The sequence below is a fragment of the Rhizobium sp. BK176 genome (genome assembly GCF_024808055.1).
Genome location: NZ_JANUBV010000018.1, coordinates 74,768 through 101,418 on the forward strand (window position 1 = coordinate 74,768; position 26,651 = coordinate 101,418).

22 protein-coding genes, 1 tRNA gene and 5 pseudogenes are annotated in these 26,651 nt (G+C 57.6%); 18 read left to right on the forward strand and 10 right to left on the reverse strand.

What is annotated here, in order from left to right:
• Positions 1-57: 57 nt before the first annotated feature.
• The 3 genes from ehuB to FHT76_RS32685 all read right to left on the reverse strand — a co-directional run bounded on the left by ehuB (position 58) and on the right by FHT76_RS32685 (position 3,224).
• Positions 58-897, reverse strand: coding sequence for an ectoine/hydroxyectoine ABC transporter substrate-binding protein EhuB (gene ehuB / locus FHT76_RS32675; RefSeq protein ID WP_183757571.1), 840 nt, complete (start codon positions 895-897; stop codon positions 58-60).
• A 45-nt stretch (positions 898-942) separates the two neighbouring features.
• Positions 943-1,728 carry an ectoine/hydroxyectoine ABC transporter ATP-binding protein EhuA gene (gene ehuA / locus FHT76_RS32680; RefSeq protein WP_183757572.1) on the reverse strand — a complete coding sequence of 262 codons (786 nt, stop codon included), beginning with the start codon at positions 1,726-1,728 and terminating at the stop codon, positions 943-945.
• A gap of 110 nt (positions 1,729-1,838) precedes the next feature.
• Complete coding sequence (locus FHT76_RS32685) at positions 1,839-3,224, reverse strand: PLP-dependent aminotransferase family protein (protein ID WP_183757573.1); 1,386 nt, start codon at positions 3,222-3,224, stop codon at positions 1,839-1,841.
• Positions 3,225-3,324: 100 nt separating this feature from the next.
• On the opposite strand from FHT76_RS32685, the gene FHT76_RS32690 reads away from it, so the two are divergent.
• The 14 genes and pseudogenes from FHT76_RS32690 to FHT76_RS32760 all read left to right on the forward strand — a co-directional run bounded on the left by FHT76_RS32690 (position 3,325) and on the right by FHT76_RS32760 (position 14,020).
• Positions 3,325-3,822, forward strand: a complete 498-nt coding sequence (locus FHT76_RS32690; protein WP_183757574.1) for an Lrp/AsnC family transcriptional regulator — start codon at positions 3,325-3,327, stop codon at positions 3,820-3,822.
• Between the two features lie 120 nt (positions 3,823-3,942).
• Positions 3,943-5,439, forward strand: coding sequence for an NAD-dependent succinate-semialdehyde dehydrogenase (locus tag FHT76_RS32695; RefSeq protein WP_183757575.1), 1,497 nt, complete (start codon positions 3,943-3,945; stop codon positions 5,437-5,439).
• Positions 5,440-5,485: 46 nt separating this feature from the next.
• Entirely contained in the window at positions 5,486-6,865 is a 1,380-nt protein-coding gene (locus FHT76_RS32700) for an aspartate aminotransferase family protein (RefSeq protein WP_183757576.1), read from the forward strand.
• A gap of 9 nt (positions 6,866-6,874) precedes the next feature.
• Positions 6,875-7,972 carry an alcohol dehydrogenase family protein gene (locus tag FHT76_RS32705; RefSeq protein WP_183757577.1) on the forward strand — a complete coding sequence of 366 codons (1,098 nt, stop codon included), beginning with the start codon at positions 6,875-6,877 and terminating at the stop codon, positions 7,970-7,972.
• A gap of 7 nt (positions 7,973-7,979) precedes the next feature.
• A pseudogene (locus tag FHT76_RS41495) lies at positions 7,980-8,563 on the forward strand (STAS domain-containing protein); the annotation flags it as partial.
• A 181-nt stretch (positions 8,564-8,744) separates the two neighbouring features.
• A pseudogene (locus FHT76_RS32720) lies at positions 8,745-8,968 on the forward strand (hypothetical protein).
• Between the two features lie 183 nt (positions 8,969-9,151).
• The gene (locus FHT76_RS32725; RefSeq protein WP_183757578.1) at positions 9,152-9,658 is read left to right on the forward strand and encodes a hypothetical protein; all 507 of its coding nucleotides are present in this window, start codon (positions 9,152-9,154) and stop codon (positions 9,656-9,658) included.
• A gap of 99 nt (positions 9,659-9,757) precedes the next feature.
• Positions 9,758-10,672: a DnaJ C-terminal domain-containing protein gene (locus tag FHT76_RS32730; protein WP_183757579.1), complete on the forward strand. Its 915-nt coding sequence runs from the start codon at positions 9,758-9,760 to the stop codon at positions 10,670-10,672.
• A gap of 2 nt (positions 10,673-10,674) precedes the next feature.
• On the forward strand, positions 10,675-11,007 hold the full coding sequence (locus FHT76_RS32735; protein WP_183757580.1) for a chaperone modulator CbpM: 333 nt from the start codon (positions 10,675-10,677) through the stop codon (positions 11,005-11,007).
• An 855-nt stretch (positions 11,008-11,862) separates the two neighbouring features.
• Complete coding sequence (locus FHT76_RS32740) at positions 11,863-12,195, forward strand: helix-turn-helix transcriptional regulator (RefSeq protein WP_183757582.1); 333 nt, start codon at positions 11,863-11,865, stop codon at positions 12,193-12,195.
• Positions 12,188-12,667 carry an SRPBCC domain-containing protein gene (locus FHT76_RS32745; RefSeq protein WP_183757583.1) on the forward strand — a complete coding sequence of 160 codons (480 nt, stop codon included), beginning with the start codon at positions 12,188-12,190 and terminating at the stop codon, positions 12,665-12,667. Before FHT76_RS32740 ends, FHT76_RS32745 begins: the two co-directional genes overlap by 8 nt.
• Before the next feature lie 15 nt (positions 12,668-12,682).
• Entirely contained in the window at positions 12,683-13,096 is a 414-nt protein-coding gene (locus FHT76_RS32750; RefSeq protein WP_183757585.1) for a GFA family protein, read from the forward strand.
• Between the two features lie 326 nt (positions 13,097-13,422).
• Positions 13,423-13,498, forward strand: a tRNA-Val gene (locus tag FHT76_RS32755).
• A gap of 294 nt (positions 13,499-13,792) precedes the next feature.
• Positions 13,793-14,020, forward strand: coding sequence for a hypothetical protein (locus FHT76_RS32760; protein WP_028828150.1), 228 nt, complete (start codon positions 13,793-13,795; stop codon positions 14,018-14,020).
• Positions 14,021-14,533: 513 nt separating this feature from the next.
• On the opposite strand, the gene tkt is transcribed toward FHT76_RS32760, so the two are convergent.
• Entirely contained in the window at positions 14,534-16,564 is a 2,031-nt protein-coding gene (gene tkt / locus FHT76_RS32765) for a transketolase (protein WP_183757587.1), read from the reverse strand.
• 549 nt (positions 16,565-17,113) lie between these two features.
• Here tkt and FHT76_RS32770 point away from each other — a divergent pair.
• Positions 17,114-17,314 (forward strand): hypothetical protein, encoded by a 201-nt coding sequence (locus FHT76_RS32770; RefSeq protein ID WP_183757589.1) that lies wholly within the window; start codon positions 17,114-17,116, stop codon positions 17,312-17,314.
• Positions 17,315-17,621: 307 nt separating this feature from the next.
• On the opposite strand, the gene FHT76_RS32775 is transcribed toward FHT76_RS32770, so the two are convergent.
• Complete coding sequence (locus tag FHT76_RS32775; RefSeq protein ID WP_183757590.1) at positions 17,622-18,476, reverse strand: LssY C-terminal domain-containing protein; 855 nt, start codon at positions 18,474-18,476, stop codon at positions 17,622-17,624.
• A gap of 399 nt (positions 18,477-18,875) precedes the next feature.
• On the opposite strand from FHT76_RS32775, the gene FHT76_RS32780 reads away from it, so the two are divergent.
• Positions 18,876-19,103: a hypothetical protein gene (locus tag FHT76_RS32780; RefSeq protein ID WP_183757591.1), complete on the forward strand. Its 228-nt coding sequence runs from the start codon at positions 18,876-18,878 to the stop codon at positions 19,101-19,103.
• Between the two features lie 99 nt (positions 19,104-19,202).
• Here FHT76_RS32780 and FHT76_RS32785 read toward each other — a convergent pair whose 3' ends face one another.
• A complete protein-coding gene (locus FHT76_RS32785; RefSeq protein WP_246720173.1) occupies positions 19,203-20,048 on the reverse strand; it encodes a hypothetical protein in 846 nt (281 codons plus the stop codon).
• Positions 20,049-20,140: 92 nt separating this feature from the next.
• Here FHT76_RS32785 and FHT76_RS32790 point away from each other — a divergent pair, with 92 nt between their 5' ends.
• Complete coding sequence (locus FHT76_RS32790; RefSeq protein ID WP_259186242.1) at positions 20,141-21,175, forward strand: sigma-70 family RNA polymerase sigma factor; 1,035 nt, start codon at positions 20,141-20,143, stop codon at positions 21,173-21,175.
• Between the two features lie 85 nt (positions 21,176-21,260).
• Positions 21,261-21,765 (forward strand): annotated as a pseudogene (gene folE / locus FHT76_RS32795) (GTP cyclohydrolase I).
• An 818-nt stretch (positions 21,766-22,583) separates the two neighbouring features.
• Here folE and FHT76_RS32800 read toward each other — a convergent pair.
• The 4 genes and pseudogenes from FHT76_RS32800 to FHT76_RS32815 form a co-directional block, all read right to left on the reverse strand.
• Positions 22,584-22,823 (reverse strand): hypothetical protein, encoded by a 240-nt coding sequence (locus FHT76_RS32800; RefSeq protein WP_183757593.1) that lies wholly within the window; start codon positions 22,821-22,823, stop codon positions 22,584-22,586.
• A 424-nt stretch (positions 22,824-23,247) separates the two neighbouring features.
• Positions 23,248-23,742 (reverse strand): annotated as a pseudogene (locus tag FHT76_RS32805) (ATP-binding protein); the annotation flags it as partial.
• A 204-nt stretch (positions 23,743-23,946) separates the two neighbouring features.
• Positions 23,947-24,270 (reverse strand): annotated as a pseudogene (locus tag FHT76_RS32810) (helix-turn-helix domain-containing protein); the annotation flags it as partial.
• 373 nt (positions 24,271-24,643) lie between these two features.
• Positions 24,644-26,632 carry a peptidoglycan-binding domain-containing protein gene (locus FHT76_RS32815; RefSeq protein WP_183757594.1) on the reverse strand — a complete coding sequence of 663 codons (1,989 nt, stop codon included), beginning with the start codon at positions 26,630-26,632 and terminating at the stop codon, positions 24,644-24,646.
• Positions 26,633-26,651: the final 19 nt, after the last annotated feature.

Below are 26,651 nucleotides of genomic sequence, written 5' to 3' on the forward strand. Positions count from 1 at the left end.
TTCCTTGTTGCTGTCCTTCGAAACCGGCTCCGCAATGCGGAGCCGGTGCGACCGAACTTACTTTGCTGCGCAGAGCTTATCGCGGGTCGTCGACATTGCGGCCGCAGCCGAGAAGCCATAGGGTTCGATGATCTTGGCGAACTCGCCGGATTCCTTCAGCTTCTTGAGCTCGACATCGTAGGCATCGCGTAAGGCGACATCCTGCTTGCGGAACGCGGCTCCGTCACAATAGACGGGAGCGCCGACAACAGGGGCAACCGTTTCGAGGTTCGCGTCATTGGCCTTGGCGATCAGATCATGGATCGACAATACCGGCAGCGAGTAGGCATCGATTCGACCGTCCTGCAACATCTTGATGCCGCTCTGGCCGTCCGGCACGACGATGACGCGATCGCGCGGAACACCTGCTTCGAGCGCCAGCTTTTCTTCGGTGCCACCACCTGGCGCGCCGATCTTCGCATCCGGATTGCTGGCAATGTCCTTGAAGCTCGAAAGCTTAAGCGGATTGCCTTTCTTCACCGCGAACGCCTCCGCGTCGCATAGCATCGGTTCGGAATAGGCAACTGCGGCACAGCGCTCGGGTTTCATGAAGAGACCCGCGGTGATGACATCGTGGCGGCCAGCCTGCAGGCCCGGGATCATCGCGCCATATTCCGAGATGGAGGCGACGACGTCCTTGACACCGAGACGCTCGAAGATAACCCGCGCGACATCGGGTGCAGCACCCGAAACCTTGCCGTCTGCGCCGACCGCCGTGAATGGCGGCTCGTTGGCGATGGCGATGCGGGCAAAGCCCTGTTCCTTGAGCGCCTCAAGGTCGGCCGCGTGGGCCGGTATTATGGCTGCACCAAACGCCGTGGAGAGCGCAACGGCACCTAGGATAATTGTTTTTCTCATGTTCCCTGCTCCTGGTTTCTTGAATTGTCGACCTTCGCATGGCGGTCAGATGCGGTGTCCGGCCGCTATGATCTTTCGCAGGAAGCTTTGCGTGCGCTCCTGCGTGGGATTTCGGAAGATGTCGTTGGGCTTACCCTCCTCGACGATCCTGCCTCGGTCGAAGAACAGGACCCGATCGGCAAAGTCGTGCGCAAAGCCCATCTCGTGGGTGACGAGCAGCATCGTCATGTCGGTTTCCGACGCAAGGCGCCTCATGACGTTCAAAACCTCCTCCACAAGCTCGGGGTCGAGTGCCGAGGTGATTTCGTCGAACAGCATGATCTTCGGAGAGAGGGCGAGCGCACGCGCAATCGCAACGCGTTGCTTCTGGCCGCCAGACAATTGGGCAGGAACGCTTCTGGCCTTGTCAGCCATTCCGACCATCTCGAGGAGTTCCATGGCGCGACGCTCCGCGTCTGTCCGCTTGATCCCCTTGGTAAGCATTGGAGCGAGCGTCACGTTGTCGAGGACGCATTTGTGGGGAAACAGGTTGAAGTGCTGAAAGACCATGCCGATACGTTCACGCATCTTGTGTAGGTGGCGTTCGTCGGCCGCCACCAGATCCTTGCCGCGCGGCATGTGATAAAGCTGTTCGCCGTCAACCTCGATATGACCGCCGCTGATCGATTCCAGTGTCATCAGGATACGCAGGATGGTTGTTTTTCCCGATCCTGAAGGACCGATCAGGGCCAATTTCTCCCCCGGCATGACCTCCATCGATAATCCGTCGAGCACGGTCAGCGGACCGTATCTCTTGACGATGTTGTCGATGCGAATGATCGGGGTCGGCATTCATGTCTCTCCCTGTTGAGACAGCAATGCGCTAACGATGGAGATGGTTCCAAATCATGTCAATTCGCAAAATAATATCATGACAATTGCCCATTCGGAGGGCAAATAACTCAAATTGCGAGCAGCAGGGCCTCAGGACTTCCTTGTGCAAGGGACGCGACGATGCCAAGCCCCGTTCGCAGTTCGCTTTCGTTGGTCGACCCGAGGGAAATGCGCACGGCCGGCGTCCATCCCTGTTCGGCTGTGCGGAATGAAGTGCCGGGTGCAATCGCAACGCCGTGGAGGCGCGCCTGGGAAACGAAGGTTTCCTCCACGTGGCCGCCGATAAGTGGCAGCCAGACGTGAAGGCTCTGCGGATGGTCGCGATAGGACAGGCCCGACAGCATCTCCGAAGCGATTCTGTGCCGGCTCTTAAGTGCCTGACGCTGCCAGTTGACCAGGTCGAGTGCGGTTCCGTCGCTGACCCAGCGCGTTGCGATCTCGGCAATCGCCGGCGTCGCCATCCAGTTCGAGACGAGATGACGATTCGCAACGGCAGCCACGTAACGATCCGGAGCTGCGAGGTATCCGATCCGCAGTCCCGGCACTGTTATCTTTGTGAAGCTCGTGACATAGAGCGTCCGCTCCGGTGCAAAGGCCGCAATGGGGGGCGCTCGATCTTCCACCATCGGACCGAGAATGTCATTTTCTATGATGGCAATGTCATGCCGGGCAGCGACTTCTGCGAGCTTCCGGCGGCGCGTTTCGCTCATCAGCGCCGCCATCGGATTGATCACCGAAGGCTGCAGAAACACGGCACGGATCGGCCCCTTGCGGCATGCCTCGTCAAGAGCATCGGGAATCATGCCCTCTTCATCGATCGCAAGACCTTCGAGATGAAGGCCGAGATAGCTTGAGAGTGGCACCAGTGTGTGGTGACTGATCGCTTCGGTTGCGATCGTCGATCCCGGAGGCGCGACGCTCATCAGGGCAACGGTCATGCCTGACGTGGCGCCGTTCGTCAGGCTGATGTTCAGGGGCGATACCTCAAGCCCGCATCGGGCAAGCCATTCGGCGGCGACGACACGGTGGCGCGGAAAGATCATGTTCGGACGGAACGAAAGGGCCGAGCTCGATGGCAGGTTTTCGGACAGCCAGCCGAAGGCCTGGCGCATCTTTTCGAGATGGATCTGTTCGCAAACCGGCTTAAGGATCGAGAGATCGATCACCTCTCCGAGGCGTTCCGGCAGATAGGGAGGCTCTGGCTCGCGTGGTCGCGTCTGCACGAAGCTCCCCCGACCGATCTCTCCGGAAAGCAGTCCGCGCCGGATCAGTTCGTCATAGGCACGGCTGACGGTTTGAACCGAGAGCTTCAGGTCGTCGGCCATCTTCCGATGAGGGGGAAGCCGCGCGCCGTCGACCAGTTTGCCGTCCGTAATGGCGCTGGCAATCTGCTCTGCAAGCGAAAGATAAGCCGGCCTTCGAAGCTGGGACGGGTCGGGGCGCCAGTTTGTCATGATTTAGACAGTGATAAAAATCAGTTCAATTGACAATGGCAAAATGCACACCCATTGTCTTTTCCTCACCTTTGGAATGATTTAAGCGGCATGGGACAACATGAAACTGGACGCCGTCGACCTGCGTATTCTCGATGCAATCCAGCGTGATGGGCGCATCACCAAGCTTGCACTCGCTGAAAAGGCAGGACTTTCGCCGACACCTTGCTGGATGCGGTTGCGCAAGCTCGAGAAGGCGGGGATCGTCACCGGCTACCACGCACGCATCGCGCTTCGCCGGATTGCACCCGTGGCAAGCGTCATGGTGGAGGTAACGCTTAGCAATCACCGCCAAAGCGATTTCGAGCGTTTCGAACGCGTTATCGCCGGTATCCCGGAAATCGTTGGCTGCTGGTCGGTCGGCGGCGGGATCGACTATTTCCTGAAGATTGTGGCGCCCGATATCGACGCCTACCAGCGCCTGATCGACGGTCTCCTGGACCGGGAAGTCGGGATCGAACGCTATTTCACCTATATCGTCACCAAAACCGTCAAGGACGAGTCGGTTTTGCCCATTGTAACCCTCGTTCATCCAGGAGACTCCAGAGACGGGACATAGACAGATCATGCCGTCAGCGGCCTGGTCATAGACAGTCTCTCTCTTTGAACACCCGTCAAAGGACAAAATCTCGCTTCTTCTCGTGAAAGACTCCGGGCATCGGCAACGAGGAGACAGGTCATGACCGCGGTGTTTGCCCGCCCAGAATTCCACACTGCGCTTTCCCGGATCAAGGACAAGCATCTGCTGCGCGATCTCGCCTATGTTGGTGGCCGATGGTCTGCTGGCATCGATGGTCGGAGCTTCGATGTGACGGATCCGGCTACCGGGATGACAGTTGCATGGGTGGCGAGCCTTGGCGCCGAGGAGACCTCACTCGCCATAGATGCCGCCACGCGGGCCATGCCGGCCTGGCGTGCCTTGCTGCCCCAGGAACGCGGACGCATTCTGCGGACCTGGTATGAGCTGATGCTCGCAGCGAAAGATGACCTCGCACTCATCATGACCCTGGAGCAGGGCAAGCCTCTTTCCGAATCCCTTGGCGAAATCGACTACGCCGGATCCTTCATCGAATGGTACGCTGAGGAGGGAAAGCGGCTGAATGTGGAATCGGTGACCAGCCACCTGCCCGGTGCCGAGATGATCGTGCGAAGGGAAGCGCTCGGCGTCGTGGGCATTGTGACACCCTGGAATTTTCCATCAGCAATGGTCACCCGAAAGGCGGCCGCAGCGCTTGCCGCCGGATGCACCGTCGTCGCGCACCCCTCCTCCGAAACGCCCCTCTCCGCCCTCTCCCTTGCGGAGCTTGGCGAGCGCGCGGGCATTCCGAAGGGCGTTTTCAATGTCATCACCGGCGAGGCAGCCACCATTGTCGGCCGCATGTGCGCCGACGACCGGGTGCGCGCAATCAGCTTCACCGGATCGACCGAAATCGGCCGGCTGATTGCCGCAAAATGCGCGCCGACGATGAAAAGGCTGGTCATGGAACTTGGCGGTCACGCACCTCTTATAATCTTCGAGGACGCCGAGATCGAGCAGGCCGCGAAGATCGCCGTGGATGCGAAATTTGCAACATCAGGCCAGGATTGCCTCGCGGCCAACCGTGTCTTCGTCCACCGTTCCATCGCCTCCCGTTTCGAGGCGGCCTTTGCGCGACGCATCAGCGAGCTGAAAGTCGGCGACGGTCTGTCCGCCGGCGCAGAAATTGGTCCTCTCATGCATGAGCGAGCCATTGCGAAGGTCGAGCAACACGTGGCGGACGCCCTGAAGCGTGGCGCCAAGCTCGTGACTGGCGGCAAGCGGCACACGACCGGCAGGCTGTTCTTCGAACCGACGCTCCTGACCAATGTGTCGGACGATGCTCTGATAATGCGTGAAGAGACCTTCGGACCCGTCGCCGGTATCACCGTGTTCGATACCGAGGAAGAGGTGGTCGCTCGGGCCAACCATACCGAGTACGGCCTCGTCGCTTACGTTGTCACCGCCAATGGCGCCAGACAGATGCGCCTCGGCCGCGCGCTCGAATACGGCATGGTCGCGATCAATCGCGTAAAGATCACGGGCGGGCCGATCCCGTTCGGCGGCTGGAAACAGTCCGGCCTTGGCCGCGAAGGATCGCGCCACGGCGTCGAGGCCTTCACCGAACTCAAATATCTCTGCATCGACACCGCCGCCTGATGGCGCCGGTAAAAAATCTCTGACGACCGACATCGAGGACACTGCCATGCTGAACAGAAACAACGAGCTCAACGCCTGGGATCGCGACCACTTCTTCCATCCCTCCACGCATATGGGCATGCATGCCCGCGGCGAAACACCGACGCGCGTGATCACATCGGGCGAAGGCGCCTATATTACCGACGCCAACGGGCGCACGAGCCTGGACGCCTTTGCCGGTCTCTATTGCGTCAACGTCGGCTATGGGCGCCAGAAAATCGCCGACGCCATTGCCAGCCAGGCAAGCGATCTTGCCTATTATCACGCCTATGTCGGCCACGGGACCGAAGCCTCGATCACGCTGTCGAAGATGATCATCGATCGCGCTCCCAAGAACATGAGTCGCGTCTATTTCGGCTTGTCCGGCTCGGATGCCAACGAAACCAACATCAAGCTGATCTGGTACTACAACAACATCCTCGGCCGGCCGGAGAAGAAGAAGATCATTTCACGCTGGCGCGGTTATCACGGCTCCGGCGTCATGACAGGCTCGCTGACGGGTTTGGAGCTGTTTCACAAGTCCTTTGACCTGCCGCGTGCACCGATCCTTCACACCGAAGCACCCTATTATTTTCGCCGTCCGGATCGCTCGATGGACGAGCAGCAGTTTTCGCAATACTGCGCAGACAAGCTCGAAGAGATGATCCTGGCGGAAGGACCCGACACCATAGCCGCCTTTATCGGGGAACCAATCCTGGGCACGGGCGGCATCGTGCCGCCGCCGTCGGGATACTGGCAGAAGATCCAGCAGGTGCTCGACAAATACGACATCCTTCTTGTCGCCGACGAGGTGGTCACAGGTTTTGGTCGTCTTGGCACTATGTTCGGGTCGGACCACTACGATATGAGGCCCGACCTCATCACCATCGCGAAGGGCTTGACGTCGGCCTACGCTCCACTGTCGGGCACAATCGTGTCCGACAAGATGTGGCACGTGTTGGTGCAGGGGTCGGATCAGATGGGCGCGATCGGGCATGGATGGACCTATTCAGCGCATCCGATCTGTGCTGCGGCCGGGATCGCCAATCTCGAGCTCATCGACGAGATGGACCTCGTGAAGAACGCCGGTGCAACGGGTGCCTACTTCCGCGAGGAGCTTGCAAAGGCTGTCGGCTCGCACAGACACGTCGGCGAGGTTCGTGGCGACGGGCTGATGGCGGCGGTGGAATTCGTGGAAGACAGGGACGAGCGAAGGTTCTTCGACGCTTCCCGCAAGATCGGACCGCAAATCGCAGCAGCACTTCTAGCACGCGGGGTGATTGGCCGCGCCATGCCGCAGGGAGACATTCTTGGCTTCGCGCCACCGCTCTGCCTGACCCGCGAGGAAGCAGACATCGTCGTCAGGGCTGCGGCTGAAGCAATCGAAACCACGTTCAAAACGCTCTGAGGACCTCCGATGACAATCCTGCCTAAAACCATGGCGGCGGTTCAGCTTGTGGGTCATGGCGACCTGGACAAGCTCGTCTATCGCACCGATGTGGCCGTTCCGCAGCCCTCTGCCGGGGAAGTTCTGATCAAGGTATCGGCCTGCGGAATGAACAATACCGACGTCTGGGTCCGCCAGGGAGCCTACGGGACCGAAGACGATCCCGCGGCTGTCTCCACCTGGCGGCGACAAGGCAACACGTTGAGTTTCCCGCGCATCCAGGGCACCGACACGGTTGGCCACATCGTTGCCACAGGTAAAGGTGTCGCTGCAGCACGCATCGGCGAACGGGTAATGGTCGATTTCTCGATCTATAACCGGGAAGACGACAGCCTTGCCGATATCGACTACATCGGACATGGCAGAGATGGCGGCTATGCCGAGTACATGGTGCTGCCTGCCGAAAACGCCCATCTGATTGCGACGGATCTCAGCGACATCGAGCTTGCCACATTCTGCTGTGCCTATCTGACAGGCGAACGCATGCTGGAGCGGGCGCGGCTGGCGGCTGGAGAGCGGGTCCTCGTGACAGGTGCATCCGGTGGTGTTGGCTCAGCCATCATCCAGCTTGCGCGCGCCCGCGGTGCAATCCCGATTGCATTGACCGCAGCGGGCAAGGAACAGGCCCTGCTCGATGTCGGCGCCGAGGCAGTCGTCACGCGCGGCGGTGACCTGGTTGCCGACGTTCAGAGTGCAGCAGGAGGCAAGCCTATCGATGTTGTCGCGGACCTGGTTGGCGGCTCAATCTTCAATGACCTCCTCAAGCTTCTGAAGCCCGAGGGACGATACAGCACCGCGGGTGCCATTGCAGGGCCCGTCGTTCAACTCGACCTGCGCACCATGTATCTCAAGCAACTCGAACTGCATGGCTCGAGCCAGGGAAGTCGCGCCGATTTCCGGCGGCTGGTAGGCTATATCGAGGACAAGAAGATCCGGCCTATTGTCGCCGGCACCTATCCACTGTCGGAATTCCATCGGGCTCAGCGCGACTTCATGGCGAAGAACTTTGTGGGCAAATTGGTCGTTGTCCCTGACCGGAACGACACGAAGACCGTAGGGCCGTCATGATCCACTCGTTCAGCGGGGCGGGCATCTGCGCCGCGCGACATTGTTTGCGGGAGCCTTGCTGCTCGTCTTGATGGTCCTGCTCAAACCATGGGTTTCCCAGGTTGCTGTTGCGGCGCTCGTGGCCATCATGGTGATGGTCTCTATCGACACGTTTGACTGGTCTTCATTGAGGACGTTACTGGTTCACCCGAAACTTTCGAGCGTCGTCATGGTCGCGACCGTGCTCGTTACCGTGCTCCGTTCGAATCTGCCTCTGGGCGTGACGGTCGGCGTCCTCCTCAGCGGTGTGTTCTTCACGCTTAGGGGCCCGACTACTTGATGTCGAAGTCTAGAGGAATGTGGCCGGTGTCGTTTGACCACCGGGTCTCGGGCCAAGTATTCTTCGCCTCGGCAGCCATATTCGTGGACGCTTTCGATATTGAGGAGGCAGAAGGCATGGCCGTTCTGATTGACGTCTCACACGCTCACTTCTGGGACGTTACCGCTGTCGCTGCTCTCGACAAGGTCGTCGACCGGGTCAAGTCTCATTCGATTGCCGCCAAAGTCCTGGGCATGAATGAAGGAAGTGCAACGCTGATCAACGACCTCAATGGTTCGAGCGGTCCTGCAGGAAGCATAAGTCGTCAACCAGATCCGGGCGACGGGCGGAAAACTCGATCGCCTGGCGGCACCAGATCGACCGGCTTTCTCCCGCGCGCCTCGATCGGACCAAGGTCCGTTCTGCCGATGAGCATCCGTAGCTGACTGTTCAAATTTCAATGGTGCTGGGTGAATGGGTACGACGTACTGGCCGAAGATCCCTTGTTCGGGGACGACATGAATGTGCTGACCTCAATCTTGCGGCGGTGGTGTGGCAAACATCAGCGCGACTTCAGCGGCGAGGAAAGCCGGGCGAAGGCCCGCGAACTCGTGGAATGGTTTGGGTTTGGGGTGAAAGATCCTGTTGAGATTGCCGAACTGATCGAAGGCAGGCATTGGCAGCTCGAACGAATTTGACCCAGAAGCCTATCTCGGGCAATTCGTCGGCAAGCACGCGCTGATCTCCCGCATTTTCCCATGAGACGACCGCCGGCCCTTGCCGGGCCAGCATCGACGGACCTCCATACTCCCGGATCTGGTCGAACCCGGAACTTTGAGGCATCGTGGCGCATTCTTTGTTATCCCGAGGGAGAGAACGCCATGAAGTGCTGCCTCTACGCCATCGTCGCTTTGATTTATTACGGGATCACTGCAGCGGCATTCGCCGACGAAACACCCTTCCTCCAATCTCTAGCTGGAGATTGGATTGGTGGAGGGATGATGAAGCGATCTACGTCATCGTCGCCCATCAACCTGGACTGCAATTTCAAGACTCAGGCTAGTGGAGTTGCGCTTTCGATGAAAGGGACATGCCGGGGCATGATCGTCGTCACGCGCGCGGTCTCAGCAAACATCAAGGCCAATGGTACGCAATACGCCGGGACTTACATCGGGCCGTCCGGCGGCGTATCAGGTTTACAAGGCAGGCGAAACGGTGACGCGATCAACCTCGCCGTGCACTGGTCCCGCATAATCAACGGCGATCGAAGCGCAACCATGACCATCCAACGCGTTGACGACAACGCCATAAGAATCCGAACCGTCGATAAGGACCCGGCGTCCGGCCAGCAGGTGGTTACAAGCGAAATCAACCTTCGGCGCAACTGATGCAACTACAAGAATGTAACCACTCGTCGGAGCAGCAAAGCCAACCTATATATTGACGCAAAGCCCGACGATTTCCGCCGGCATAAACCGGAGATATAGATGAGCCGTGATCCATACGAGCTTCTCGGCGTAAAGAAGGACGCCTCGCAGAAAGAGATTCAGAGTGCATTTCGCAAGCTCGCAAAGAAGCTTCATCCCGATCTCAACCCGGGCGACAGGAAGTCGGAGGAACGGTTCAAGGAAATCTCGACCGCCTACGAGTTGCTCAGCGACGAAGAAAAGCGCGGTCGCTTTGACCGCGGTGAAATTGACATAACAGGTACCGAGCAGGCACCGCGCAACTACTACCGGGATTACGCCTCCCAGCCAGGTACGGGAAATCCCTACCAGAACAGCGCGGGTTTTGCCGATTTCGGCGACCACGACGATATCTTCTCCAGTTTCTTCTCCAACCGTGCCCGGTCCGGCGAATTCCGTGCGCATGGCCAGGACCGCAACTACTCGATGGAGGTCGATTTCCTCGACGCGATCAACGGAACGAAGACCCAGATCAGGCTCCCTGACGGGCCTGCGCTTGATCTTCGGATTCCCCCAGGCACGCGCGACGGTCAGACCCTTCGATTAAAGGGCAAGGGGGAGCCCGGGATCGGTGGCGGCCCCTCCGGCGACGCCTATGTGGAAATCAGGGTGCGGCCGCATCCATTCTACGTTCGAGATGGAGACGACATCCGTTTCGAACTGCCGATTTCGCTTCGGGAATCCGTGCTCGGTGGCAAGGTCCGGGCGCCTACTCCAACCGGGGCGGTCAACCTCACCTTGCCTCCGCATTCGAACACGGGGAAAGTTTTGCGCCTTAAAGGAAAGGGCGTTCCGAAAAAAGGCGGAGGTGCCGGTGACATCTATATCTCATTGAAGATCATGCTGCCGGATTCACCCGACCAGCAACTGACCGATTTCATGAAAAGCTGGACGGCGGGTGAAGCGCAGGATCCGAGAAAAGGCATGGGAGAATAGCCATGGATGATCTTGAATTCCGACGTTTCCTGAAGATCGACCTGACGGTACTTGAGGTCTGGGTCGAACAGGGATGGCTGCTGCCGCAGACCCGGGATGGTGCACGCAACTTTCGTGACACGGATGTCGCTCGTGGGCGCCTTATCCTCGACCTTACGCGGGATATGGGTGTCAACGAGGCGGGCGTCGACCTGATCATGGATCTCATCGACCAAATTCACGGACTGCGCGGGACACTGCGAGATGTGCTGGCTGTCATGGACGAACAAGACGAGGACGTAAAGCGGAGATTGCGCGGAAAGCTGGATGAGCTTTCCGGCACTGTCGGCCTTTGACAAGGCCCTCAAAACCCACCTGTCCAACCGAATAAAGGTGTTTATTCACATCTTTGCGCTGGTTATCTCATTTGCCTGATTAATACATCGCCCTCACCACAGGTTGGTTGTTGGCGGCAGTTCCTTTCCGTGAAAAGCACGTCGCTAGGCTGCAAAGAGACACAAGGTTGGCCGGGACACCCTGCCAAGAGCCATCGCCGTGCTCCTGGGGTGCCAGACCCACTCTTCTGATCGCAATCGACGCTTTTCCCTCAACGACTGCACCCTCGCGGCGGCAGTCGGTTCACGGACAACAGCAAATGACAGCACAGCAGAGCAAGCAGTAGGGTGAGCAGAACGGTGCGCGTTTCTTTCCCCACGGGCCGCGCCGCACGCACCGATTCAAGCCCGCAGCCCTAACGTTGGAGGCTTTTGTTGCCAGAAAGAGTTATCTCTGGAGGCGGTTCCTTCGCTCCATTAGAAGCTCATGCTCGACCAGTTGCTTACCTGCTGGGCTGAGACTAACGCCATCAACCACGTCCTCAGTGACATTCACTTCTTTGAATCTGCGGATCTGGTCGTTCGGGATGTCAGCGGTTTCGTGCCGATAGAGATGCAAGAGCCAGCTCCATTCTTCGTACGTGAAGTCCCTCCGAGCGATCATGCCAGTGTCCTCCGACCAGTGTTGACGAGACAGGAGCCGAAGCTCCCGACAAGCAAGCACTGTGCGCCGTCTTGGTCCCTCGCGTCAAATGGCATGCTAAGACCTGACCTGCGTCGATTGTCGTCCGTCCGTTTCCGTAGACGTTATCCTTCGCGGAAAAAACAAACTCAATAGCGTTGACTAATCAATTAGTATGAACTAATTGCTATGGAATGTCTGAACCTGAAAACATCACCGTTGTTCTGCGCGCCCTCGCCGACCCGACCAGGCGCGCCGTGTTCGAACGGATCGCCAACTCAGACGAGATCACCGTCGTCGAGTTGACCCGGGGAAGTAACGTTACACAAGGCGCCATCTCACAGCATCTCAAGTCCCTGAAGCAGGCCGGCCTCGTCAGTGAGCGACCGGAGGGACGTAACGTCTACTACCGTGCCCAGCGAGGTGGCCTTGAGCCACTGGCCGACTGGATGGACCATTACCGCGTTTTCTGGCGTGAACGTTTCACCGGCCTCAGAGATCTCCTAAAGGAAATTGACCATGAATGAAAAGCTGAGACCGCGAGCTCAAGCCATTGTTCTCGATGAGGTTTTCCCGCACGCCCCGGAGGTTATCTGGAAAGCTCTGACAACCGGGGACTTGATCGCCCGATGGCTAATGCCGCCAAAAGGCTTCGATCCTGTTATCGGCAACCGTTTCACGTTCCAAACGAACCCGTCCGGTGAATGGGACGGTGTCATCCGTTGCGAGGTTCTGGAAGTCCTGCCAAATGAACGGTTCTCCTTCGCCTGGAAGGGTGGCCACGAGAGTAATGAAGGCTATGGATCGACATTGGAGACGGTTGTCACTTTCAGTCTTTCCAAGGCTGGGGACGGCACTCGCCTCCACCTTGTTCATTCAGGTTTCATGCTTCCCAAGAACGACACAGCCTATCGCAACATGAGCGACGGCTGGAGGAAGGTGGTCACAAGGCTCGACACTGTGGTCGCCGAAGAGACGTCTTCGCAAACACTGCATTAGAACGAGGAAATCGGTATGAGCAAATCCTACACCGGTGGCTGCGCCTGTGGCGCGATCCGCTATGACGTCGCCGGCGAGCCGGCGATCATGGTTGACTGCCAGTGCCGTCAATGCCAGCGGGACAGCGGAACGGGCCACCAATCTCACCTGACATTCGTCGCCGCAGAGGTGAAACTCGAGGGAAATGCGTCGCACTGGCAGACAGTGGGTGACGGCGGCACCGTAAAAAGGCGTGGCTTCTGCCCGACGTGCGGTTCGCCTGTCTACCTTGCATTTCCTGACATGCCGGAAGTGTTCATCGTCACGCCGGCGAGCCTGGACGATCCAAGTCGCTTCAATCCACAATTTGTGTCTTGGACCAAAGCTGGACAAGCATGGGACTATCTCAATCCGGCCCTACCGAAATTCGACAGGATGCCGACGACATGACGTAAGCGGCCTTTTGCAAGGTATGACCGGACAACATCGGGGCATCCATCGGTTTTCCTCTCGTTAGGCTGCGACCGGTGAAGGTAATCCGTGATTGGTTCACATGGAGGTTGTCGATCACCTTTCTTGGGGCGCCGGGTGATTTCTCGCCCAGATCCGCACAAAGTGGTTTCCCAAGACGGTGCGGAGAAGAGCCGTTTAGTCGTGCTTCCTGTTAGCATCTCAGAAAAAATCGAAAATTCTTCACAAGCACCCTTCCGTTCCGTCCCCGATCCGCATAGATCACGGTCACAGACGTGGCGGACCGAACCGGACCGATCTCGCGAGGGCGATTAGCTCAGTTGGTAGAGCGCCTCGTTTACACCGAGGATGTCGGGAGTTCGAGTCTCTCATCGCCCACCATTCTTCTCGCAACCCTTTGCTTACAAACGGTTTTGCCATTAACCGCGCCATGCATTTCGTGCACCCGCGACGCTTAATGTGTCATGATCAGCTTTTTAATGCCCTTGGGGACGCGACCTTACACCGAACACACCTTTGACTGAGCGGCCGAACCCATCTGTCGAGCAATGTCTCAGGCTCCGCTCGAAGGATCCCAAATACGCGGGGTAACCAGATCAAGGGAATTTGGAGGAGTTGGCCATTGAAGATCGCCAATCCGGCCCTACTTCACTGTGTCGCGAAGGGAGGCGGCAAATGCAAGACACCGATCTTCTTATTCTCTCGAGGGCCGTGCAACAGTGGTACCGGTATTACGACGTAGATCCGGACGAGCAGGCCTCGACCTTTCTCAACCACGCAGCAATCAAGTTTTTCGATCAAGGCTATCGCTCGGTTGAGGGCATCGCCACGATGTTGATCGATAACTACGTCGGCGAATGGCCGATGAAAAGTAACGCGCCGGGCACGAATACGCTTCAGTAGCCCGTTCTCGAGCGGAAAATCCTATCGCTTCGGTCTCGGCCTCGCGCCGAACTGTGTCCCGGGGTCAGTCTGACCCCGGGACCATTCGCGGTGACATATATTGGACGACGAAGGCAGTTCGACATGGGCGACGCGCCGGCCAATGGCGCGGCGAAGGCTTCGATGGCAACGAACGCGTGCTTTCCGCGACCGCCGAACCCGTTGTGACTGATCTGGCGGTATGCCGCTCGCAACAGTCGCGATCTCGAGAAATCGACGCCGCGGGTTCGGTCGTGCCGCCACGAAGCGCCTGTCCTACAGGGGTCGACCGTTTTCGCCACTATTTTGGCGTTCACGAGACGACCGGCACGCGGTTCTGTTTCCGAACGGCTGGAACATTCCCGGTGACCTGAAGTTCGATGATCGCAGCATTAGCCCTCAACGCTGCGATGGCTGTTGCCCAATGGACAGCCGTGATGGCCCGGCCCTGTCCGACACAGTACCGGGCTTTCTCTTCCGAGCGAAGACATGCCATCAACGTGCATTGGCAGTCATGGCCTCCCTCGCAGCCCGCACAACGGCATCGGTTGTGATGCCGAACTTTTTGTAGACGTCGCCAATCTTGCCTGATGCACCAAAGCTGTGCATGCCGACGAACCTGCCTTGAAGTCCTAAATAGCGGTCCCAGCTGTCCTGAACGGCCGCCTCCACTGCGACACGCGCAGTGCCCTCCCTCAACACGTCGCGTTTGTATTCCTGCGACTGGGCCTCGAACAGTAGCCTGCATGGCATCGAAACGACCGCGGCCCGGACCCCCTCCGTTTGGAGTCTCTCCCGGGCCTCCACGGCAATATGCAATTCCGAACCCGTCGCCATAATGGTGAGCTGCCTATCCCCGCCCTCCGCCTCAATCAGGACATAACCACCCCTCGCCGAAAGGTTTGCCTGTCCGGGGATCCGACGTAACAACGGCATCGGCTGGCGAGACAATGCAATTAGAGCAGCCTGTTTGGGAGCAGCGAGGATGGCTTCCCAGCACTCTGCTGTTTCGATCGGATCGCCGGGGCGAAAGACAGCAAGGCCTGGAATGGCACGCAGCGCTGTCAAATGCTCCACTGGCTGGTGGGTTGGGCCATCCTCACCCAGCCCGATAGAGTCGTGGGTCATGACGAAGATGGATCTTACCTGCATCATCGCTGCAAGCCGAATGGCTGGCCGTGCATAGTCGGAAAATGTAAGGAATGTCCCACCATAAGGTATGAGGCCGCCATGGAGTGCGATGCCATTCATTGCCGCAGCCATTCCATGTTCGCGAACGCCATAATGAATATATGACCCATCGAACTTGCCCGGTGTGATTTCGATTTGTGATTTTGCCTTGGTATTGTTCGACGGGGTGAGATCAGCCGAGCCCCCAAGCAGCTCCGGCATCGCCAACGCCAAGTGGTTCAGGACGACGCCACTGGCTTGCCTTGTCGCCAGATCCTTCTCGCTGGCGAGCAGCTCAACCTTCGCTGCCTCGATCGCCTTCTTCCAGTCAGTCGGCAACTGCCCTTTCATCCGTCGTTCGAAATCGCCCCCAAGGTCGTCCTTTGCGGTTTGGACGCGGACAGCCCAGGCCATGCGTTCGTTGCGTCCGCGCGCGCCAATGTGGCGCCAGCTATCGAGCAGTTCTGAAGGGATCTCGAACGGTGGCGCCGTCCACTCGAGCAGCTTTCGAGCTCCCGCGATTTCCTCTTCCCCGGGAGCGTCACTATGAGCCTTCTGGGTTCCTGCCTTGGTCGGAAAGCCAAAACCGATGATTGTCTTGCAAGCTATCATCGAGGGGCGGTCGGTGGCCTTCTGCGCTTCAATGATGGCCGCCCTTATCGCGTCGGTGTCATGGCCATCAATTTCCTGAACATGCCAGTTGGCTGCGCGGAACCGGGCGGGCTGATCGTCGGATTCCGCAAGGCTCGTTGCACCGTCTATCGAGATGGAATTGTTGTCCCAGAACGCGATCAGCTTTCCGAGCTTCAAGTGACCGGCAAGCGTTATGGCCTCCTGGCTGATACCCTCCATGAGGCATCCGTCGCCGTTGAAGACATACGTGTAATGGCTCGACAAATTATCTCCGAACCTTGCATTCATGATGCGCTCAGCAAGAGCAAGACCCACCGCGTTGGCGAGACCCTGCCCGAGCGGGCCGGTCGTGGTCTCGATGCCGGTCGCGTGGCGGTACTCCGGGTGTCCGGCGGTTCTGCTGTCGATCTGGCGGAAGTTCTTGATCTCTTCGATTGTCATGTCCTTATAGCCGGTCAGATACAACAGGCTGTAAAGCAACATCGATCCATGGCCGTTCGAGATCACAAAGCGGTCGCGATCGAACCAATATGGATCGTCGGCGTCAAACTTCAGGAATTCGGAAAACAGAACGACGGCAATGTCGGCCATGCCCATTGGCATCCCGGGATGCCCACTATTGGCTTTCTGAACCGCATCCATGGACAAGAAGCGAATGCAGTTGGCTAGCTTTCGTAGATGCTCGTCCTTCGCGGCTGAAACTGGTACCTGGGAGTTTGTCATCTGTATCTCCGAAAAAATCGCTGAACGGCAAGGCCGTCAGCTGTGCTGGCAGGCACGAAAGCCCTTTCCAAATGAAGCTCCTGCTTCACCGGCCTGATAGCGCGCGAAAGGTCCCATCTTTTCTCGGTCTTCAAGCCATCGACGGGGCGCCGTTGGTTCCCATCGCACCTGCCAATAGGCCCGACAAAAGGTGACGGGCGTCACCGCTGCGCCGGTCTGCCTCGGGGAAGGGTTGCCTTTCTGAAACATCTCGAATCAGTCGGAAGGTAGCGCTGGCCCTCGAAAAGCAAGCCATAAACTCTACGAGGCATCGACGGTCCGACGACCTACGGACATTTCTCCTTTTAAATAAGCGTTTCCCAATATCCTGCTGTTAATCCATCCATTTTCCTGCGTGGTGCGGATTCTGCACTATTGCCGATCTGCAACGGTCGGGTTCTATATGTCAGCAAATAAGCATTTTCTCATATTCTCACGATTGCCAGTCCGATGTCGGATTTCATAGGCTCCGGCCTCGAAACGAGGGGCCTATGAAATGGATATTTGTCTATGACTGGTCTTAAATCGACGATTACAGAGCTAATTGATCGCATCCTCGGAGATTGGTGTGCCGAACACGGGCACAAGAGAGGAAGCATTGAGGCAAGCCGAAGGGCGAAAAGCCTGACGCAGTGGATCGAATTCGGCGTGACCGATGAAACCGAGCTTTCAGACCTCATTCGCGACGATATCGTGATCAGCGTTAGTTAGGTGCGGTCAGTCGACCGGACAGGGCGTCTTCAAGCGCCCGCCCAATGGTGCGGGTCACACATGCATCATTCTTGTTCGAGCATCGCTTCTTTTCACCCCAATCCTGCGGCGTGCCTGTCGCAACCTACGATACAAACGACCTGTCAGATTCAGCACCGAACCAATTTTGCATGTCGCCCGACAGGAGCAGGTTTCAGAACTCACGCCGCTAACGTTCTGAATTTATACTTACTGCCGTAAGCGTAAGTATTCTCCGCTCGATCCACGGTCGTCCTTATCGCGCGGCCCGTTCGGACCGACATTCCCTTCATCCGGCAATCGGAACGCTCGTGGTTGCGCCACTGGTTGTCAGGTTGGCAAATGCGATCTCACCGTCCGTAATGTAGTGGTTGACCTTTCCGGTCACCAAGCGCGAGCCTGACTGGTGCAATGCGACCTCCCCGATAACGCACCTTTCCTTCAACTCGTTGACGATGTAGTCGCGCTCGGCATTCGTATCGGAATCGGTTGCGTGCGTGATCTGGAAGGTTAGCCGGGTCAGAGAAAGCCCGGTGTCCCTCGTACCCGCCCCAACCCACAGGACTCGTTCGTCTGGCGATGGCCTGTCCGTGTTCAACCAAAAGCTCGGTTCGCCCATGTCGTCCTCGGAGTGAGTGAGACTGAGCGCCCAGAAACGGATGTGATGGCGCTTGCGCGGGCTACCGCCTATCGGCTCCTGAAATCCGATGTCCTGCCGCCTTCCAAACAGATAGAAAGTACTGAACGGAGCCGTCGGATAGGCAGAGTTCAACAGAAACGCTCGCGTCATTCGCAGGGAGCTTGCCATCCCCAAGCTGTCCGCCTCGTACCAACCCGCTGCTGCAAAGGCGTCCTTTAGTTGTTGGATGGTACCGATGAGGACGAAATTGATAGGGTCGCCGGGAAGCCCGTCAGCCGTTATCGTGTATCGCGGGATCAATCCACGATGAAGCACCTTCAGACCCACGCGGACGACGTTCGGCAAAATGACATAGGCTGCCAAACCATAGGTGAGGCAAACCGCGAAAAGCCAAGGGAGCCTGTGATCGGCGGTGTCGAAAACAACAAAGACGATCAGCCAAATGCTGAGCGCGCCCAAGCAGAAAACGAGAAATCTCTGGAAAAGGCGCGTCAGCAATCTCACAACACTCTCCCTCATCGAGCGTCAGATGAACTCGCCGTTCGTTCTCGCTATTTTTACACCGAAAAGCTCCAATTGGTAGCGCCGTCGCGCTTTCCGTTGATTTAACTTTTGCCGTGCCAACAGCGTGCCTGGCGCCACGCGTCGGCGACCTTTGCCAGAAGCTCCGGTTATACCCACGGCCTCCAAGGCGACGACATCTCCCTCTGCGACAGCTCGGTCTTGTCCTTTGCTGGCTTCGAACTGCAGTGCCCCTGTCGGATCAGGTGGTCACGCGTCCAAAGCGCGTTTCCACTCTCGATCCGGCGGCTCGAAAACGTCCGGTATCGTACGCATCGTCTGAGGTATATTCATTTTTAGGATTTCTGCTATCTTCCACGCCTGTTGTGGGAAGGAGACGTCATGTTTGTATCGAGTTTGGTGCCGGGCGCGTTTTATTGGGCAAGATCCACCGGAAACGCCGAGGGCAAACCGACTGTCGTGCAGGTCTCCACAGTGTTCGGCGAAGATCCGGAGTATTGGACTTTCGCGGTGGTCGGCTCCGAACAGCACCACATGATCGGCGATTTCGAGATAATTTCCCTCGTGGAACCTCCAAGCATGCATCAACTGCGCCAGGCGGCCGAGTAGTGACTCGCGGGCACACCACCCGTCGGTGGCAATTTCAAGGTGGAATCCAACCATCGGGCATGCCCGTCTGGGGCGCTCCGACTTGGCAACGAGAAGAACCTATGGTTTCATCCTATAAAGGGTGAACACAACTCGCCCACCGGCAGGTACCGACTTCAAAGGCTCCCCGGCCGCACTGCCCTTCAGGGAATAAATGCCCAGTTTCGAGTTGATGGCGACATATCCGTCGTATCGCCTGATGGTGTCTCCAGGGGCGAGACGAAATTCCGCTACTGATCCCAATTTGCCGTCGTTTGACAACATGATCCAGACCGTCGCCCCGTTCTCGTCACCAGCCAGTTGCCGGTGCCCGCCATCAGGCCCTGTGCACAAAAGGCCATAGCCGTTCGCGACCCAATCCTCGTCGCGGTCCCCGTCAAGATCCGCCCCTGTCACGAACCTGTTCGAAAGATCAACTTCAGAACCGTCGTTTCGGGCATTGCACGTGTCCTGCAGCCGGGCAAGAGTTTCGAGCATCCGCGCGGGGAACAGTCCTTCCCATTTTCGAACGTATTCCTGAGAGTTGATCCTTCTCGGCTTCCCCCCCTTCACCACCCTCGGCGCCGTCGAGGTCGGCCGGTTCTCATTGGTCTTTGTCAGGAAAGCCTGAAGCCTCGAGCGCAGTTCAACCTCGTCGCCCTCGGTGGGCTGCCTGAAAAAGAGGAGAAGCGAACGGGAAACAGCTTCAGGAAGGTAGATGGGACTGACCCTTTCGGGCTTTCTTTGGATCGCCACACAGCTGTCGCCGTCCTCGAGAAGATAGAGGACCTGAACTTCCAGTCGGTTTTCAGCATTTGTCTTGGTCCCGAACGCGGCCCATCCCCTACCGTCCCGGATCGTTTGCTCAACCAGGCCCCTCGCCACTTCCGGAACCCCGGCGAAAACTCCCTGCGTGTCGTCAGCCATCTGTCCGGCGAATACCGACCCATCAGAAGACATATGGAGTTGCGACGTAACCAGGTTCTCGAATGCCTCCGATCCCATTTGGAGACATTTTGGTGACGGTCGTTCCATCGAATGGGCGTCACCCGCCGCCACGAAGCAAATCGCAGCCACGCAGCACTGGTAGCGCGCTAGAGTCACGCGATCTCCCCTTCGCCTACAAACGGCTCTATCACCGCCAGACATCCTTGCAGAAGGTTTCACCGAACCAGATAGTTGCAATAAGATTATTGCAGAGATGGCCCATTGCAAAACCATGCATCGCATTCACCGAGCGATTGTCAAGTAGCGCTCATTTTGAAGGTACCTTCCCGCGCCGTTTGACGGCGCTCAAATTGGGCGCTGCAGCCGTTCCAACCGAAAAACATATAGCAGACGTTTCGCGTCGAATTGGTTTGGTGTCTTTCACCGGAACTTTTTCGCAGGACATCAAATGCGTATGGAGGAGCCGATGCCGGAACACAAGGAAGGACATAACCGCGCCTGAACTGACCCAATCCGTTCCGGAGCTTCTTGCATTGGCTCGCGCAGGACAGCCGGTTGCATTTCGCCTGATCATGCGTCGGTGTAACCGTCGGCTCTATCGTATTGCCCGCGGTATCGTCCGTGGCGATACGCTGGCGGAAGATGTGGTTCAGGAAGCCTATCTGCAGGCGTTTCGTCATCAAGACGACTTCAATGGAAGGAGTGCCTTCTCAACCTGGCTCACACGCATCCTCATGAACGAAGCGCTTGGACGTTTGCGCAAAGCAAGCCGGACACCCGAAGTCCATCTTGGCGCCAGCGTCTTGCCAGGGCACGTCCTCGACTTTCCAAGCGGTGCTGCTCTCGACAATCCGGAAATTACGATGGCCCAGAAGCAGATTTTGAAACTGGTGGAAGCTGCAACCGATGGCTTCCGGAGGAATTTCGCATGGTCTTCATTGCCTGTGTCATCGAGAAAATTTGTCGAGGAGACTGGAGAATTTCTCTCATTAAAACCCGAGACGGTTCGTGGTCGCCTCCATCGTGCACGCGCTTTGGCCAGGGGGAAGCTGGATCGGATAATCGGTCCGATTGCCGTCGACGCATTTCCCTTTGCCGGTTGGTAATGGGAACAGCTTGCCGAACGGGTCATGGAGCGGCTCTTCCCCCGTTAACTGCCCCCTTCCCTTCACCAGCTATGGATCGAAGAATTTGAACCAGATCTTCCGCAACCTCGACGCCACTCCCGTCGATCAGGCTGAAACATTGCCTGTGACACGCGAACAGGCTGAACAAGCCGTTCGCGTGTTCTTGCGGTGGGGAGGCGATAATCCCGACAGGGAGGGCCTTCGCGACACACCTGCTCGTGCGGCGCGAGCCTATAAGGAGATCTTCTCGGGATACCATATCGATCCCGCCACGGAGCTCGCGCGGACGTTCCGCGAGGTCAGCGGGTATCCCGAGATGGTCTTGATCAAGGCGATCCCGTTTCACTCTCATTGCGAGCACCATCTTGTTCCGATCATTGGCCAGGCATTCCATCATGGGCAGTCTCGCTCCGAAAGGAGCGGCCGTCCTTGTCGAAGCGGAGCATCTCTGCATGGCGATGAGAGGAATTCAGAAGCAAAGTGCGTTGGCGATCACCAATGCGTTCGAAGGCGATTTCAAGCTCGATGCGGGCAAGCACGCGCAATTCATGATGGTGGTACGGGCATAGTGCCAAAGCCGCGGTTGCTTCAGGTGCTTACCAGGGTGGGAAGACCAGGTGTTCCAGCACAACTGCCGACGGCAGTCTGGAACCGTGATCTTGCCGGACGAGATTTCAGGTGCGCGAGCAAGGTCGGATCATCATGAGTAGCCCGACCACCTCGAATTGCGGAATGAAAGAGACTCAAGACATCGAGCTTCAATCGGCAGCAATTGCCATTAGCCGGGCAACCGGGCTCTTTTGTACGGTATCGCACGGGACCTTAGTCCGGCTATCCCGGCATATGGCACAGGAGTTATCTTGAGAATGCCCAAGCGTTAACGGACAGTGGAGGCCCCGGGGGGAGATAGCGCCAATCAAGCCCCTCGGGACCTTCTACCTATCCATCAACCCTCGGCCAGACAGACAATCGACGCCCTCGGCGTTGGCTGGCTCTTCGATAACCCGTCTATCCGGCTATTCATGGCTTCCAATGCAACGCTATGAGATTCATGAAATTGAGAATGGCATGTGGGCCGTCGTCGATCACGATACCGGCAAACCGCTCGTGGACAGGAATGGCTTGAGCGAGAGAACCAGGCTGGAGGCTCAGGCGTTGGCTGATTTCCGTAACGGAAGGTGGCATCCGCCTCGGGAACGGGTTACATCGCCGCTTCACTGGATACGCGCAGCCTGGATGCTGCTCAGCGAATTAAGCCGGGGCGGCGGCAGGTCAGGCGGCTAGTGGTTCGCGCTTGACCACTTGGGCGAAACCGTAAGAAGCGATGTTGTGCTAAGCGCACGCGCGCGGAAACACTCAGCTCAGACCCGACGATTATTCATTATCACTATGGAAATTCCTGAACGGCAAGTGGATGCGCTTTCAGCAGCGCCTGTTTGGCCATTTCATCCAACTCTTCCTCCCGTTTGTTCAGAGCTTCCTTTTGATCCTTCCGTTCGCTATGAACCTGGTCGACTATTGGGGGCGGTTGCTCGACAGGCTGGCTGCTCACCATTTGTGCCAGTGAACAAGTGAATGCAATGGTGCAAAGCATCGTCTTCAGAGCAAGCTTCTTGCAGTCCGACATGCGCTCCCTCCATCGCCGTCGTTTTGTTAGTGCTATCACAGTATCAAATTTAAGTCGTCGCTAAAAAGGCTTCCCCTGTTTTTGAAGCATTCGTTGCCAACGCCGAAGCCAATCGCCAGGTTGAATGGAAGCGCATTAGGCCGCGAGGCGGGTGTTGACAAACGCCACCATAAGTCAATGGCTTGGCCACTCGGGGCTGAACGTAACGATGCGCTACGCGCGGGCGATATCGATATGATGCGCCAAGCGCTCGAACAAATCTTTCCCGACGTGATGTCATCGGCAGATCATCGCTTATGATGGCGGGATATTGGGCTGGCTGCGCCGCTTATAGACGCTCAGTTATGTGGAGTGGTATCACGGGAAGATTGCGAGTTGCAGGCTCTTGCGGTGCTGGCTTCACATCTCTTCGCAGTGCACATTAATCAAGGATCAGCAGATTGAGGCGAACCAGCGTCTCAGCGATCTGGCCTGCCTTCCCTTTGGCCTTCTCCTGCTCGAGGACGTTGGCCAATTCGATGGTCGAGAAGAAGCGGATCTTTCGGCGATGATGCTCGATCGCCTGAACGCCGAGGGCGGCGGCACGCGTTTTGCCTGTGCCCGGCCCGCCGATGAGGACAATGTTCTGTGCTCCCTCCACGAATTCGCATGGGGCAGTTGGCGCACCGTCGCCTCGTTGATCTCGCTAGCTCGAAGTCGTATCCGGAGATGTCCTTGTAGGCCGGGAAGCGGCCGCCTTCATGTATTAGGCAATCGAACGGGCCTCACACTCAGCCATCTCGGCTTTCAGCAACTGAAACAGGATCGGCACGGCCGCATCGAACGCTGGGGCTCCTTGCTCGATCAGGTCCGTGGCCGTTTGGGCCATGCCGCTACGCAGCATGATGACGACGGCGGCGCTGGCCGGATCATGACGCATGGCGACCTCCTACGATCCGGACCCGCAGACCGTCATAGCGTTCGACGTTGGCCCTGGGTTCACGCAGCAAGGTCAGCGCCTGTGGCGTGTCGATATCTCGGACCGTCGGTGGTCTTGCCGTGTCTCATCTTGGTTGTCGCGCTGCAGAACACCATAAAGTCCTCTCGCAGACGGGCGGGCCAAACGTTTTTAAACTCCATCCGCGCCTCGCAGCCAGGCACCAAGTGCACTCCGACTAGTGCTCACCTGCCGCTCCGCACACAGACGCTCGACCATTTCATCGAGCGGTCACGTCCTTGCGATAATCGATCATCTCGACGATGAAATCCTCTCGTGTGCATCCAAGCTTGAGGACCTTCGCCAACCCTGCGGCCGTGATGTCGGTTCACTACCGCTGGCTCTTGCGATCCAGCGGATTGCCGTCGAAATCCTAATCCCAAACCGGGCGGCAGGCTGGCGTGCCGACATGCCTGCCGCAGACGCCTTCAATACGCGTAACCGAAGATCATCGCTCAGTGCTCGTGCTATCATCCACCTTTTCGTTGTCGATGTTGAATAAGCTTCGCCGCGCCACGTCACCTCACACAATCGATTCATCGATCACAGGACCTGCTGTAGTCGACTTCCCGACCCTCGGATCGCAATCCTCTGTCATCTGCCAGGGACCCTTGCCAGGCGCAGGAGCCTCCCCGATTGTCCCGCTCATAAAGCGAACAACGTCTGAATGAGGGCTGCCGGAGAGTCTCGGCCGTCATCGATTGTGTTCCAGTGGCACCGTCTCAATCGAGGTGGGTGGGTTTCAGGATGGCACTATGTTTCGGCGCTGACGCCCGACCGGTGTTCACCTTTCACAAAAGCCGCATTGCAGTAGATCCTCCTGCCAATGACGGAGCGTATCGTGCTATCCCAACACTTCGTCGCCAGGCATGACGGCTGTAACGAACCGATAGGAGTGATTCGCAAGGTAACGAGGATCGGCCTTTATCATCTGCACGAATTTCCGGTGGCCATCCTTTGTACGCCCAACCAAGCAACCTGCGCTCGTCCGACCAAGGTCGTCTTTCGGAGCGTCGTAGCCCCAGTGCTGGTTGATGGCGAACAGTCCGGTATCCAGCTGATCTCCCGTTCGCTTGAAATCCTTGTTCAGGTCGCGACACACGGTAACCGGCTCAACCTGAACTAGGGCCTCGTGCGCAGAAGCCGAATTGGGACGATGCGTACCGACCACCCACGCCTTATATTGGTTGAAGGCAATCCGAGCGGCACCCATAGGGTTCATTGGGTTCACCGTCCAAAATTTGCCAGGCTCCGTGGTCCCGTCCCATATCGCATTCTGGAGGTTTAGCCGTCCGTCCTCTCCTACCGAGAAAACGATACGGATATCGTTGAATTTGTTGGGGGCGTCGTCGTTCAACGTACCGTCCGGGTTTACGCCTTCCAGATACACAATGTTCTTGCAGTCGGGATGCCGACATATGAAATATTTCTTGCCCCGCATATAGCCGATAACCTTGTCGAACCAGGTCCCGCTCGTAGCAATCTCGGGAAGCATATTTGATGGAGAGACCAGGCGATCCGCCACCGCTCGCGTGAACCCGTCCCTCAGTGACACATTGTTGCTTTGGCAGAACTCGGACAAAGCCCACGTTGATACCGGGCCGAAACTTCCGTCTGCGGGAGGATCGAGGTAGCCTAGCTCAGATAGCCGCCATTGGACCGCCTTTGCCAACGGGGTATAACGGCTCATCTCAGAAAGATCGATGGGCGTGCCATCGAATTGGGCGAGCGCCTTCGAGGCGTCACTTCCTATTAGAGGCGCCGCCGCAACGTCAGCTGGCTTCCTGTAGCGCTCCGGTTGGATGTGCTCCTGGATGTAACTGTTGAGCCAGTTCCGGTAAGCTTGAGTTGCGTTTCCCCCGGCCGCGTCGATAAACCGCTGCGCCTTGGCCGCCCCTACTTGCGTCGCTAGGTCGCTAAATGTGTACCCCGTGCTTCCGCGCAAAAATGAACAAGCACCTCCCAACCCTTCGTGGTGAGCAAGATATATGAACTGAGCTTTCTCGTCGTCACCTGTTTCCTCGTCGACAAGTCCGTTTGCAATTAGTGACTTCAGGTTCGCAGCGCCGTACTCCGCTGCAGCGACTATCGACATCTCGGGATCAAACCGTAGTCTCAGGAGATTGTCTTCATCGCCCGGGGAGACTGCGTTTCCGTTTGTGATAAGACCTTTGGCTCTCGCGCGTTCGTTCAAATAGGTCCCGTTCTTTTTGGCCTCGCCAAGCCATGTCGCGGCAAGGAATTGGGTCAACCCGGCTGCCGAGCTTGTCGACGCTTTGCTATTTCGGTCCCATTCACCATTTGACAGTTTGGCAGCCTCAGCGTTGATCACTGCCGCGAGGGCAGCTGCATCAATTTCGGTGCGTTCTTCTGCAAGAAGCAAGTGTGGCCGGTAAACGTCGTTCACTCCCAAGACAAGTTCCCCAACGGCTTCTGGCTTGGCTGGCGCTTCGATCTTGGGCCCCGTTGGCGCGACCACGGTACTGGTGTCCACCCAGCCCGATTGCACCGTTCCGTCGTCGACCAGAACGTCCACTTTTTGCCACGGTGTTAAGGTCAGCTTTACCCTTGAGATGGACCCATTGACAGTTTTCGATTGGCCCTCCGGCTCATCGAAAAGTACAATTGGTATCCCTTCCGACTTTTTCAGAATGTCGGAGTGAACCCATCCGAGAACCTGCCTTCCGTCACGAAGAAGAGCGATCTTCATCCACGGTCCTATTTCCCGGAGGCCTGAGACTTTCTCACCTTCGAGGAGCGAAGCGACATTAATCGACGCATCATCAGGATCTGGTCGCAAATTTGTTGCTTGGGAAAGTGTATAGTCAACCATAACCATCCCCCCGGGCGCC